Here is a 12,530-nt window from a genome sequence, read left to right as displayed (position 1 = left end):
ATAGCCCGCCGAAACGGTCGTGAAATTGGCGTTTTTTGCTGGTTTCCGTTATAAAGTGACTTTATCGATTCTGTTGAGAAAGAAATCTGAATAGTGTCAGATCAAACGCCTCCACCCGGTTCCGACGATATGAATGGTGGCCCAAACGGCGGCCCTAGCGGTATCGAACCGATTTCCATTATCGAGGAGATGCAGCGCTCCTATCTCGATTACGCGATGAGCGTTATCGTGAGCCGTGCGCTGCCCGATGTGCGCGACGGCCTGAAGCCCGTACATCGCCGCATTCTCCACGCCATGAACGAGATGAACCTCGCCTATAACCGCCCGTACCGTAAGTCGGCGGGTGTGGTCGGTGAGGTCATGGGTAAGTATCACCCGCATGGCGACGCTTCTATTTATGACGCTCTCGTGCGTATGGCGCAGGATTTCTCCATGCGCGATCCGCTTGTCGACGGGCAGGGCAATTTCGGCTCCATCGACGGCGATCCGCCGGCAGCGATGCGTTACACCGAATGCCGTCTGGAAAAGCTTACCGAATCCATCCTGTCGGACATCGACAAGGACACGGTCGACTTCCAGGACAATTATGACGGCCGCGAGCAGGAACCTGTGGTTATGCCTGCACGCTTCCCGAACCTGCTCGTCAACGGTTCGGGCGGTATCGCTGTCGGCATGGCGACCAACATTCCGCCACACAATCTCGGTGAAGTCATTGACGGCTGCGTAGCGCTCATCGAGAATCCGGCCATTCAGCTGGAAGAAATGATTGAGATCATCCCTGGTCCGGATTTCCCGACCGGTGGCATCATCCTCGGACGCGCAGGCATCAATTCCGCCTACACGACCGGGCGCGGTTCTGTGATCATGCGCGGACGGGCCACCATTGAGCCGATGCGCGGTGACCGCGAAGCCATTATCATCACCGAGATCCCGTATCAGGTGAACAAGGCTTCGATGATCGAGAAAATGGCCGAACTGGTGCGCGACAAGCGCATCGAAGGCATTTCCGATCTGCGTGACGAATCCGACCGCGAAGGCTATCGCGTCGTGGTCGAACTCAAGCGCGATGCCGTTGCCGATGTCGTTCTGAACCAGCTCTATCGTTACACGCCGCTGCAGACCTCGTTCGGTTGCAACATGGTGGCGCTGAACGGCGGCAAGCCGGAACAGCTCAATCTGCTCGACATGCTGCGCGCTTTTGTTGCCTTCCGCGAGGAAGTCGTGACGCGCCGCACAAAGTTCTTGCTCAACAAGGCGCGCGACCGCGCGCATGTGTTGGTCGGCCTTGCAATTGCGGTCGCCAATATCGATGAGGTGATTGCACTCATCCGTCGTGCGCCCGATCCAACGACGGCCCGCGAGCAGTTGATGGAACGTCGTTGGCCTGCAGCCGATGTGGCTCCGCTGATCCGTCTCATCGACGATCCGCGCCATCGTATCAATGAAGACGACACCTATAACCTCTCCGAAGAACAGGCTCGTGCCATTCTCGATCTGCGTCTGCAGCGCCTGACCGCGCTCGGTCGCGACGAAGTGGCGGACGAACTGAACAAGATCGGTGAGGAAATCCGTGATTATCTCGACATTCTCTCGTCGCGCCTACGCGTGATGACGATCGTCAAGGATGAGATGATTGCGGTTCGTGACGAGTTCGCCACGCCACGCCGCACCGAAATCGGTTTCGGTGGCGCCGAAATGGATGACGAAGACCTGATCGCCCGTGAGGATATGGTCGTCACCGTCAGCCATGCAGGCTATATCAAGCGCGTTCCGCTGACGACCTATCGTGCGCAGCGCCGTGGCGGCAAGGGCCGGTCCGGCATGGCCACGAAGGACGAGGATTTCGTCACCCGCCTGTTCGTCGCCAATACGCATACGCCGGTTCTGTTCTTCTCCTCGCGTGGCATTGTCTACAAGGAGAAGGTCTGGCGTCTGCCCGTCGGCACGCCGCAGTCGCGTGGCAAGGCGCTCATCAACATGCTGCCGTTGCAGCAGGGCGAGCGCATCACCACAATCATGCCGTTGCCGGAGGATGAAGAATCCTGGGCAAATCTCGACGTCATGTTCTCGACCACGCGCGGTACGGTTCGCCGTAACAAGCTGTCGGACTTCGTTCAGGTCAACCGCAATGGCAAGATCGCGATGAAGTTGGAAGACGAGGGCGATGAAATCCTCTCGGTCGATACCTGTACGGAATTCGACGACGTGCTTCTGACCTGCGCCGGTGGCCAGTGCATTCGATTCCCGGTTACCGATGTGCGCGTCTTTGCAGGCCGTAATTCTATCGGCGTGCGCGGCATCAACCTGGCCGATGGCGACAAGGTCATCTCCATGGCGATCCTGCATCACGTCGATGCCGATGCATCAACCCGTTCTGCCTATCTCAAGCGTTCGATTGCCGAGCGCAGGGCGCAGGGTGCGGACGACGCAGACGACATCGTGGTCGTCGGCGAGGAAGTCGGAACCGATGCGGAACTGACCGAGGAGCTCTATCAGGAGCTGAAGGCCCGCGAAGAAACCGTGCTCACTGTCAGCGAATACGGTTACGGCAAACGTTCCTCGTCCTACGAGTTCCGCGTTTCAGGCCGTGGCGGCAAGGGCATCCGCGCTACCGACACGTCGAAGACCGACGAAATCGGCAAGCTCGTTGCCCTGTTCCCGGTCGAGGCGAGCGACCAGATTCTACTTGTTTCCGATGGCGGACAGCTCATTCGCGTACCGGTCGACGGTATCCGTATTGCCGGACGTTCCACCAAGGGCGTCACGATCTTCAACACGGCGGATGGCGAAAAGGTTGTCTCGGTCGAACGCATATCCGAAGCGGATAGCGACGAAGAAAACGGCAGTGAGGGCGAGGCAGCTTCTGAAGGCGAAGCACCAAGCACAGGTACCGAAGAATAATAGAGAAGCCCGGGTTAGAGCATTTTCGAGCCAAAAGTGGGAAACGGTTTTGCGTCGGATAATGCGACAAACCAACGGACCCGGGCTTTTTATATAGATCAATGAAAAAGGCCGATGGCGGGAACCATCGGCCTTTTTCAGATGCCAAGACTGGAGGAATTGGCGATCACAGAAACTCTTTCACAGCAAGCTCCAACGCTATTGCGTGAACTCGGCTGCTAATACTTAGCGCGAACGCATGTTGCGCAAGCTATTGATGTCAAATGTCACCTGACGCACGCGCTGACGCTTGGACTCGTTCTCTTCGAGAAGCAGTATGATTGCCGATGCAGCCATCGCGACCATCATGGATAATGCCAGAAGAAAGATCATCATCGTGTTATCCTTTCGACATACATACGCTTCAGAAGCGAAAAGGTTGCACCAAACTTGCACCTATCTTGGTAAATCGGTTGTGAACTTGTCGTGAAATCGCTGTTCATATCGCGTTCATCTGGTTTCTTGGTTTCTGTTTTCTTATCGCAGTGGTTCTTGTTGAAAATCCCGTCAGAAAAGGCTAGCTGGAAGAAATGACGATCGCGATTTATGCGGGCTCCTTCGACCCGGTGACAAACGGCCATATGGATGTCCTTAAAGGTGCCCTACGCCTTGCCGACGAGGTTATTGTCGCGATCGGCGTTCATCCCGGCAAAAAACCTCTCTTCACCTTCGAGGAACGCGTGGCGCTCATCGGTGAAAGCTCCAAGGCCATATTGGGCAAGGATGCAGGCCGGGTTTCGGTCATTTCCTTCGACGGACTGGTCATCGATGCAGCACGCAAACATGCCGCACAATTGATGGTGCGTGGTTTGCGCGATGGCACCGATCTCGACTATGAAATGCAGATGGCGGGCATGAACGGCACTATGGCGCCCGAATTGCAGACCGTGTTCCTGCCAGCAGACCCGGCAGTACGCACAATTACCGCCACATTGGTCCGCCAGATTGCCTCCATGGGCGGCGATATAAAGCCCTTCGTTCCTGCGGCTGTTGCTGCCGCCTTGAACACCAAATTCAAATCCTGACTGCAGGGAGTTTTTCGATCATGTCTTTCATCCGTTCGGCGCTTGCCGCTGTTGCCTTTATCGCGCTGTCGCAAGGAGCGGTCCAGACGGCTTCCGCCGCCAATGCCGAAAACACCGTCGTTCTCAAGCTGAAGGACGGCGACGTTGCCATCCAGCTTCGTCCCGACCTCGCGCCGAAGCATGTCGCCCAGATTGAAAAGCTGGTTGGGGAAGGCGCCTACAACGGCGTTGCATTTCACCGCGTCATTCCAGGCTTCATGGCACAGACCGGCGATGTAAAGTTCGGTAACGTGGACAAGGGTTTCGATGCTTCGCGCGTCGGCACCGGCGGTTCCGACTATCCCGATATTCCGGCAGAGTTCTCGAAAGAACCCTTCGTGCGCGGCACGGTCGGCATGGCCCGCAGCCAGAACCCGAACTCAGCCAATTCGCAATTCTTCATCATGTTTGCGGACGGCGCATTCCTCAACGGCCAGTACACCGTGGTCGGCAAGGTTGTCAGCGGCATGGATATCGTCGACAAGATAAAGAAGGGTAGCGAAGCCGATAATGGCGCCGTGGAAAACCCCGACAAGATCATCAAGGCCACGCTTCAGGCCGATAAAAAGTAAAATACGATAAGAAGTAAATACAAGGAGAGGCCCAATGGCTTACAAAGACCCTGAAAACACGCTCGTTCTGGAAACCACCAAGGGCAACGTCGTTCTTGAACTCTATCCAGACCTCGCGCCGGATCATGTTGCGCGCGTCAAGGAACTGGCTCGCGAAGGCGCTTATGACGGCGTTGTGTTCCACCGCGTAATCGACGGCTTCATGGCCCAGACTGGCGACGTAAAGTTCGGCAAGACCGGCGGCGCGCATTTCAATGGCTCGCGTGCGGGCATGGGCGGTTCGGACAAGCCAGATCTGAAGGCTGAATTCTCCAACACGCCGCACAAGCGTGGCACTGCTTCGATGGCCCGTTCGGCCAACCCGAATTCGGCCAATTCGCAGTTCTTCATCTGCTTTGCCGACGCTCCGTGGCTCGACCGCCAGTACAGCGTCTGGGGCCAGGTCATTGAAGGCATGGACAATGTCGACAAGATCAAGCGCGGTGAGCCTGTTGCCGATCCGGACACGATCGTGACGGCCCGCATCGCTGCCGACATCTGATCCTACCGATTTCATTGAGAAATTACGGCTCCGGTTCATACCGGGGCCGTAGTCATGAGGTTCATAATGCGTGTTGATCTTTTCGATTTCGATTTGCCGGAAGAGAGCATTGCTCTGCGTCCAGCGGAGCCGCGTGACCACGCCAGATTGTTGCGTGTCCGTCCCGGCCAGCCATTCGAAGATCGACAGGTATTCGAATTGCCCGATCTGTTGCAACCCGGCGATGCGCTTGTTTTCAATGATACCAAGGTGATACCCGCGCAGCTTGAAGGCATGCGCGAGCGCGATGGCAATATTTCGCAGGTCAGCGCCACGTTGCATATGCGCACCGGTCCGGGTCGCTGGAAAGCGTTTCTGCGTCCGGGCAAGCGCGTAAAGGAGGGCGACCGCATCCGTTTCGGCCATTCCGGTTCAAGCTGCTTCCTTGGTACACTTGATGCCACCGTGGCGGAAAAGGGCGATGCGGGCGAAGCGCTTCTCGTGTTCGACCTTTCCGGCGCCATGCTGGATGAGGCCATCGCATCGGTCGGGCACATTCCACTGCCACCCTATATCGCGTCGAAGCGCGCCGAAGACGAGCGCGACCGCAAGGACTATCAGACGGTCTATGCCCGCGAGGAGGGCGCTGTTGCCGCTCCCACTGCCGGATTGCATTTCACGCCCGATCTTCTGGAAAAGATCAAGGCCAAAGGCGTTGAAGAACATTTCGTAACGCTGCATGTGGGAGCGGGAACGTTCTTGCCGGTCAAGGCCGACGATACGACCGACCACAAGATGCATTCTGAAATCGGTTATGTGTCGCAGCGGACCGCCGATGCGCTCAATGCTGTGCACGAGCGGGGCGGCAAGATCATCTGCGTCGGTACGACGTCGCTGCGCCTGATCGAAAGTGCTGCGGGCGAAGATGGCATCATCCGTCCGTGGGCCGGTGCGACCGATATCTTCATCACGCCGGGCTACAAGTTCCGTGCAGTCGATCTGCTGATGACCAACTTCCATCTGCCGCGCTCGACGCTGTTCATGCTGGTATCGGCCTTCAGCGGCTTTGAGACGATGCACGCAGCCTATGAGCACGCCATCAGCAATGGCTATCGCTTTTATTCCTATGGTGACGGCAGCTTGCTTGAGCGAGCCGACAAAGCTAAAGACACCGCATGACTCTGGAAAATCTAAAGACAAGCGAAAACTTCGAATTCAAAGTGCTGGCAACCGACGGCGCTGCTCGTCAGGGCGAGATTTCCATGCCGCGCGGCGTGGTGCGCACACCTGCCTTCATGCCGGTCGGTACGGCTGGCACGGTCAAGGCCATGTATATGGACCAAGTGAAAGAACTTGGCGCCGATATCATCCTTGGCAATACCTATCACCTGATGCTGCGGCCGGGTGCCGAGCGCGTGGCGCGGCTGGGTGGCCTGCATGAGTTCGGCGGCTGGAAAGGCCCGATCCTGACCGATTCCGGCGGTTTTCAAGTCATGTCGCTCGCGCAATTGCGCAAGCTCGACGAGAAAGGCGTGACATTCCGCTCGCATATCGACGGCAAGCCTTATGAAATGACGCCGGAGCGATCCATCGAGATTCAGGGGCTGCTGGATAGCGATATCCAGATGCAGCTTGATGAATGCGTGGCGCTGCCTTCACCGGAAAAGAACACCGAGCGCGCAATGGAATTGTCGCTGCGCTGGGCCGAGCGCTGCAAGGTCGCTTTCGGCAATCAGCCGGGAAAGGCGATGTTCGGCATCGTGCAGGGCGGCGACGTTGCACACCTGCGCGAGAAATCGGCGGAAGCGCTGAGGGCCATGGATCTCAAGGGCTATTCGGTCGGTGGACTTGCGGTCGGCGAGCCGCAGCAGGTCATGCTCGACATGCTGGAAGTGGTCTGCCCGATCCTGCCATCGGAAAAGCCGCGCTACCTGATGGGTGTCGGCACGCCGGACGATATTCTGAAGTCGGTGGCGCGCGGGATCGACATGTTCGATTGCGTGATGCCGACGCGCGCAGGCCGCCACGGCCTTGCTTTCACGCGCTTTGGCAAGGTGAACTTGCGCAATGCGCGCCATGCAGACGATCATCGCCCGCTCGATCCGGAATCGGATTGTCCGGCATCGCGCGACTATAGCCGCGCCTATCTGCACCATCTGGTAAAATCCGGTGAAGCGCTCGGCGCAATGCTCCTGACCTGGAATAACCTGGCCTATTATCAGTATCTGATGAAGGGCATCCGCATATCGATTGCCGACGGGCGCTTCGGCGATTTTTCCGCCGAAACCTGGGAAGGATGGGCGAGGGGTGATATTCCCGCGCTCTGATTCGAACCTTGCTAAAATTAAGGGCGCCCGCCGCCCTTTTTCTTTATAGCTGTCAGTTTTCTGTCAGCATGTTTTCCAAACGGACGAGAACGGCGCGCTGTTCCTCATCGTTCAGAATTTCACATTCCATCAGTTTGGAGCATTCGAGACCCGCGACGGCCAGGTAAACAATCAGCGCGGTATCGGAATCGGTCGTGTCCATGATCATGCGGTCGAGAAATGCCCTGTGATATTGGCGAACCGGCACCATGAAACCCGGATCTTCAGCAAGCGCGGCAAGGACACCACAAGCTGGCGGCTCATCATCGGCCTGAACCCGGTAAACATCGAGAAAAGCCCGAGCCACGCGGTTTTTGTCGCCTTTCTGGAGTGTTTCCTGAACCTCCATGGCGTGTTCGTGCTCTTTCATATACTCTTCGACCACCGCTTCCAGCAGTTTGGCCTTTGTCGGAAAAGAATACAGTAATCCGCCTTTTGAAAGGCCCGCACGGGCTGCTACAGCATCGAGAGACAGGTGAGCAGGTCCGATCTCACGGGCAAGCTCAGTAGCAGCGCGCAAAATACGCTCGCGCGACGAGACCTTCTTTTTTGTTAGCAATTTACTGGTGTCTCCTGACAGTTCGTATGTTGACAATACCGTCCAGACGGTACAGTTATTCGCCACTTTCATTCAAGTAAAATACGCGCGACCTTTGCGTGACTGCGAAAGAAGGCGCCGCGGCCAATCCCCCAACCCTGATCGATCAGGGAGCCATCTGGAGTGCATCCGCAATGATCAAGCGCCTTATTCTGGCAATAATATTCCTCGTGATCGTCGTTGGAGGCCTCGTTGGCTTTAACCTGTTCCGATCACAGGCCATCAAAGACTTTTTCGCCAACATGCAGCAGCCCGCCCAGACGGTTTCGACCGTGGCAGTGGAGCCGGGCGTATGGAAACCGGGTGTCGAAGCCATCGGCACGGCCAATGCGCTCAATGGCGTCGATCTGACCGTACAGCTTGACGGCCTCGTGCAGAAGATCAACTTCAAGGCCAATCAGGAAGTCAAGGAAGGCGACCTGCTGCTTCAGCTGGAAGACAGCATTCAGAAGGCGGACCTCGCAGCCGCCGAAGCTGAAGCCGTTCTTGCCCAGCAGAACCTGAAACGAGCCGATACGCTGCGCACGCGCGGTGTCGGTGCTGTATCGAATGTCGATACGACCGCATCGGTCGCCAATGCCGCCGGTGCGGTGGTGGAAAAGATGCGTGCAACGCTGGCGCAGAAGTCGGTCAAGGCCCCGTTCTCAGGCGTTATCGGCATTTCCAAGGTCGATCTCGGCCAGTATCTGACGCCCGGCACGGTCATTGCCACGCTGCAAAACACCGACGTGATGCGCATCGACTTCACTGTCCCGGAACAGTCGCTTGCCTCCATCAAGCTTGGACAAACCGTCAAGGTCGGTTCGACTGCAGAAGCACTCAACTTCACCGGCACGATTATCGGTATCGATCCGAAGATCGACCCGACGACCCGTCTCGTTTCGGTGCGCGCGGAAGTACAGAATCCGGATCATGAACTGACACCGGGTCAGTTTGTGCAGGTTCGTGTCGAGTTGCCGGAAGAAGACAATGTCATTGCTCTGCCGCAGACCACGATCATCTCCAGCCTGTATGGCGACTATGTCTATGCGGTTCGTCCGGAACAGAAGCAGGAAGGCGCGAAGGCTGCCGAAGGCGACAACACCGCCAAGGCTCCTGCTGCCGATGCCAAGCCGGAAGATGGCGAGAAGCAGGTCGCACAGCAGGTCTTCATCAAGCTTGGACGCCGCTATTCCGGCATTGTCGAAGTGACGAGCGGCCTCAAGGCTGGAGACATCATCATCACGGCAGGTCAGAACCGGCTCTCGCCCGGCGTACCGGTGAACATCGACAACACCGTCAATCCGATTCCGGCCGGCCAACCGGCTGACAAGCAATAGGCGATCCCGATGAGCTTTTCCGATATTTTCATCCGGCGACCCGTGCTTGCCACGGTAGTTGCCCTCATGATCATTCTGTTGGGCCTTCAGGGTATCGCGCAGCTGACGGTGCGCGAATATCCGAAGGTCGATGAAACCGTTATCACGGTCACAACAAACTATGCCGGCGCGAGTGCCGATCTCATTCAGGGTTTCATCACCGCGCCGATCGCCGAAGCGGTCGCAACCACTGAAAACATCGACTATGTGACGTCTTCGAGCCGTCCGTCGTCGAGCACGGTGACCGTGCAGATGAAGCTCGGTGCAAACCCGGATGCGGCGTTGACGGAAGTCATCGCCAAGGTCAATCAGGTTCGCGGCGACCTGCCGGACGAATCCGACGATCCCGTCATCGTCAAGGGAACGGGTCAGAACTTCGCTACCATGTATCTGGCAGCGCAGAACCCTAATATGACGAGCGAACAGATCACGGAATATCTGGAACGCGTTATCCAGCCGCGCATGTCCACCATTCAGGGTGTTGCAAAGGCTGAAATTCTGGGCGGTCAGGTCTATTCGATGCGTGTCTGGCTCGACCCGATCCAGCTTGCGGCACGTCAGATCACGGCACCGGAAGTTCTGGCGGCAATCAACGCTTCCAACTTCCTGTCGGCGCCCGGCACGACCAAGAACGAATATGTGTCGTCATCGATCACATTGAAGTCGACCTTGCAGACACCGGAAGCCTTTGGCGCCATGCCGATCAAGGCTTCGGGTGACGACGTGGTTCGTCTGCGTGATGTTGCGCGGGTCGAACTGGCTGCGAAAAGCACGGACACCATCGTTTCGTTCAACGGCTCGGCTGGTACCTTCCTCGGCGTCTTCCCGACACCAGCTGCAAACCCCATCGACATGGCCGCTGCCGTCCGCAAGGAACTGCCATCTATCCAGGCGTCGCTGCCGGAAGGCATGTCGCTTGTTCTCGTCTATGACGCGACCGAGCAGATCAGCTCTTCGATCAAGGAAGTCTTCACGACCATCGGCGAAGCTGTGGCTATCGTCATTCTGGTCATCATCGTCTTCCTCGGGTCGTTCCGCTCGGTGCTGATTCCGATTGTCACGATCCCAATCTCGTTGATCGGCGTGTGCTTCTTCCTTTATGCGCTCGGCTTCTCGATCAACCTGTTGTCACTGCTCGCGATGGTTCTCGCCATCGGCCTTGTGGTCGACGATGCCATCGTGGTTCTGGAGAACATACACCGGCATATCGAAGAGGGCCTCCGGCCCATGGACGCTGCCTTCAAGGGCATGAAGGAAATCACCGGCTCGATCATCGCCATGACGATCACGCTGGCGGCGGTGTTCGCACCACTCGGCTTCACGGGCGGCCTGACGGGTGCCCTGTTCCGCGAATTCGCCTTCACGCTGGCTGGCGCCGTTATCATTTCGGGCGTTGCCGCCTTGACGGTTTCGCCAATGATGTGTGCGCGCATGCTCAAGCATGGCGACCAGACCCGGTTCCAGAAGTTCATCGACCGGACCTTCTCGCGTTTCGAAAAGTGGTATCACCGTCGTGTCTCCAACTCGCTCAACTATCGCGGCATTACGCTCGCAATTGTGGTAGCGCTGATGGGATTGACGGGCTTTCTTTTCATGAACACGTCGAGCGAATTGGCACCGGAAGAAGATTCCGGCGCGCTGTTCTCGATGTTCCAGGCTCCGCAATATGCAACCTCGGCCTATACCAATCTCTATGCCGAACAGATCGACGAACTGACCAAGGATCTTCCGGAACTGAAGACCCGTTTCCAGATCGTCGGCATGGATGGTGGCACGACATCCGGTATCGCGCTGTGGGTTTTGAAGGACTGGAACGAGCGTACCCGTTCGCAGAAGCAGATTCAGGAAGATCTGACCGCACGTATTTCCAAGGTTGCAGGTGTTGAAGCATTCATCTTCGCGCCTCCGTCCTTGCCGGGAACGGGTGGCGGCCTGCCGATCTCGATTGCGATACAATCGACTGGCCCAGCCGATCAGGTTTTCGCACTGGCTGAGGAAATCAAGAATGAAGCACAGGCTTCCGGCCAGTATATCATTGTGCAGAACTCGCTCTCCTTCAACGCACCCCAGGTCACGATCACCATCGATCGCGACCGCGCAGCAACGCTGGGTGTGCAGATCAGCGATATCGGTTCGACACTGGGTCTCCTGACCGGTGGCGCATCGGTGGCGAAGTTCGACCGCGATTCGAACAGCTATGACATCATCACGCAGGTGCCCGATGCATACCGTTCGAACCCGGAAAAGCTTGGCGACTTCTATGTGCGCAGTGTTTCCGGCTCGATGATCCCGCTGTCGTCGGTCATCACGATCAGCCAGAATGCATCGCCTGCAGCAATCGAGCAGTTCAACCAGCTGAATTCGGCCACGATTTCAGCTCTGCCGCTACCTGGCGTCACAACCGGGCAGGGCCTGCAAACTCTGGTCGATCTGGCCAAATCCAAGATGCCGGAAGGCTTCTTCCTGGATTATTCCGGTCAGTCGCGTCTGGAAGTGGAGCAGGGCAACACGATCCTGATCGCCTTCGGCCTCGCCGTCATCGTGATCTATCTCGTGCTGGCGGCACAGTTCGAAAGCTTCCGCGATCCGTTCATCATCATGATGTCGGTTCCGCTGTCGATCTTCGGTGCCATCGTGCCGCTGAACATCGGTCTCGGCACTCTCAACATCTACACGCAGGTCGGTCTCATCACCCTTGTCGGGCTGATTACCAAGCACGGTATTCTGATGGTGGAATTCGCCAACCAGCAACGCCGTCTGCATGGTCTTTCACGCCGGGATGCGATCATCGTCGCAGCTGAAACTCGCCTGCGTCCAATCCTGATGACCACTGCCGCCATGGCGCTTGGCGTTGTACCGCTCATCATCGCGACCGGTGCCGGTGCAGCCGCACGTTACTCGATGGGTCTGGTGATCTTCACTGGTATCGTGATCGGCACGATCTTCACGCTGTTCGTGGTGCCGATGTTCTACACCTTCATCGCCAAGAAGGATGTTGAAGGCGAATATGTTGCGTCATCGGATGAAGGCGGCGAACCGGCTCCAGCGCAACATCACTGAAACTTGCGTTGAACCAATGACAAAGGGCGGCCTAGAAATAGGTCGCCCTTTT

The 12,530-nt window shown here is 57.2% G+C and carries 10 protein-coding genes; 8 read left to right on the top strand and 2 right to left on the bottom strand.

Features of this window, described 5'->3' with window-relative positions; genetic code table 11:
* The first annotated feature begins 129 nt into the window (after positions 1-129).
* Complete coding sequence (gene gyrA / locus AAE521_RS03375; protein WP_071632853.1) at positions 130-2,901, top strand: DNA gyrase subunit A; 2,772 nt, start codon at positions 130-132, stop codon at positions 2,899-2,901.
* Between the two features lie 225 nt (positions 2,902-3,126).
* Here the strand turns inward: gyrA and AAE521_RS03370 are convergent, their stop codons facing one another.
* Positions 3,127-3,276: a hypothetical protein gene (locus AAE521_RS03370; protein ID WP_010660118.1), complete on the bottom strand. Its 150-nt coding sequence runs from the start codon at positions 3,274-3,276 to the stop codon at positions 3,127-3,129.
* A 194-nt stretch (positions 3,277-3,470) separates the two neighbouring features.
* Between AAE521_RS03370 and coaD the strand changes: the two genes are divergently transcribed.
* The 5 genes from coaD to tgt all read left to right on the top strand — a co-directional run bounded on the left by coaD (position 3,471) and on the right by tgt (position 7,423).
* On the top strand, positions 3,471-3,965 hold the full coding sequence (gene coaD / locus AAE521_RS03365) for a pantetheine-phosphate adenylyltransferase (protein ID WP_012092071.1): 495 nt from the start codon (positions 3,471-3,473) through the stop codon (positions 3,963-3,965).
* A 20-nt stretch (positions 3,966-3,985) separates the two neighbouring features.
* The gene (locus AAE521_RS03360; protein ID WP_012092070.1) at positions 3,986-4,576 is read left to right on the top strand and encodes a peptidylprolyl isomerase; all 591 of its coding nucleotides are present in this window, start codon (positions 3,986-3,988) and stop codon (positions 4,574-4,576) included.
* Positions 4,577-4,610: 34 nt separating this feature from the next.
* Positions 4,611-5,117, top strand: a complete 507-nt coding sequence (locus tag AAE521_RS03355; RefSeq protein ID WP_012092069.1) for a peptidylprolyl isomerase — start codon at positions 4,611-4,613, stop codon at positions 5,115-5,117.
* A 66-nt stretch (positions 5,118-5,183) separates the two neighbouring features.
* Positions 5,184-6,275, top strand: a complete 1,092-nt coding sequence (gene queA, locus AAE521_RS03350; protein ID WP_071632831.1) for a tRNA preQ1(34) S-adenosylmethionine ribosyltransferase-isomerase QueA — start codon at positions 5,184-5,186, stop codon at positions 6,273-6,275.
* Positions 6,272-7,423, top strand: coding sequence for a tRNA guanosine(34) transglycosylase Tgt (gene tgt, locus AAE521_RS03345; protein ID WP_342060463.1), 1,152 nt, complete (start codon positions 6,272-6,274; stop codon positions 7,421-7,423). Before queA ends, tgt begins: the two co-directional genes overlap by 4 nt.
* Positions 7,424-7,475: 52 nt before the next feature.
* Here the strand turns inward: tgt and AAE521_RS03340 are convergent, their stop codons facing one another.
* The gene (locus tag AAE521_RS03340; protein WP_371264646.1) at positions 7,476-8,093 is read right to left on the bottom strand and encodes a TetR/AcrR family transcriptional regulator; all 618 of its coding nucleotides are present in this window, start codon (positions 8,091-8,093) and stop codon (positions 7,476-7,478) included.
* 101 nt (positions 8,094-8,194) lie between these two features.
* Between AAE521_RS03340 and AAE521_RS03335 the strand changes: the two genes are divergently transcribed.
* Together AAE521_RS03335 and AAE521_RS03330 are read left to right on the top strand one after the other, a co-directional pair.
* Positions 8,195-9,379, top strand: coding sequence for an efflux RND transporter periplasmic adaptor subunit (locus AAE521_RS03335; protein WP_342060589.1), 1,185 nt, complete (start codon positions 8,195-8,197; stop codon positions 9,377-9,379).
* A 9-nt stretch (positions 9,380-9,388) separates the two neighbouring features.
* On the top strand, positions 9,389-12,478 hold the full coding sequence (locus AAE521_RS03330) for an efflux RND transporter permease subunit (RefSeq protein ID WP_010660110.1): 3,090 nt from the start codon (positions 9,389-9,391) through the stop codon (positions 12,476-12,478).
* Positions 12,479-12,530: the final 52 nt, after the last annotated feature.

It is taken from the genome of Brucella cytisi (genome assembly GCF_038433355.1).
In the GTDB taxonomy this organism is placed as follows: Bacteria; Pseudomonadota; Alphaproteobacteria; order Rhizobiales; family Rhizobiaceae; genus Brucella; species Brucella cytisi.
The sequence above is the reverse complement of the archived record's forward strand: the minus strand, read 5'-3'. Positions and strand labels throughout refer to the sequence as shown.

Excerpts from the sequence above, each read along its gene's own strand:
- AAE521_RS03335 (WP_342060589.1), top strand. The coding sequence starts at position 8,195 with ATGATCAAGCGCCTTATTCTGGCAATAATATTCCTCGTGATCGTCGTT.
- gyrA (WP_071632853.1), top strand. The coding sequence starts at position 130 with ATGAATGGTGGCCCAAACGGCGGCCCTAGCGGTATCGAACCGATTTCC.
- coaD (WP_012092071.1), top strand. The coding sequence starts at position 3,471 with ATGACGATCGCGATTTATGCGGGCTCCTTCGACCCGGTGACAAACGGC.
- AAE521_RS03360 (WP_012092070.1), top strand. The coding sequence starts at position 3,986 with ATGTCTTTCATCCGTTCGGCGCTTGCCGCTGTTGCCTTTATCGCGCTG.
- AAE521_RS03340 (WP_371264646.1), bottom strand. The coding sequence starts at position 8,093 with ATGAAAGTGGCGAATAACTGTACCGTCTGGACGGTATTGTCAACATAC.
- AAE521_RS03330 (WP_010660110.1), top strand. The coding sequence starts at position 9,389 with ATGAGCTTTTCCGATATTTTCATCCGGCGACCCGTGCTTGCCACGGTA.
- tgt (WP_342060463.1), top strand. The coding sequence starts at position 6,272 with ATGACTCTGGAAAATCTAAAGACAAGCGAAAACTTCGAATTCAAAGTG.
- AAE521_RS03355 (WP_012092069.1), top strand. The coding sequence starts at position 4,611 with ATGGCTTACAAAGACCCTGAAAACACGCTCGTTCTGGAAACCACCAAG.
- AAE521_RS03370 (WP_010660118.1), bottom strand. The coding sequence starts at position 3,276 with ATGATGATCTTTCTTCTGGCATTATCCATGATGGTCGCGATGGCTGCA.
- queA (WP_071632831.1), top strand. The coding sequence starts at position 5,184 with ATGCGTGTTGATCTTTTCGATTTCGATTTGCCGGAAGAGAGCATTGCT.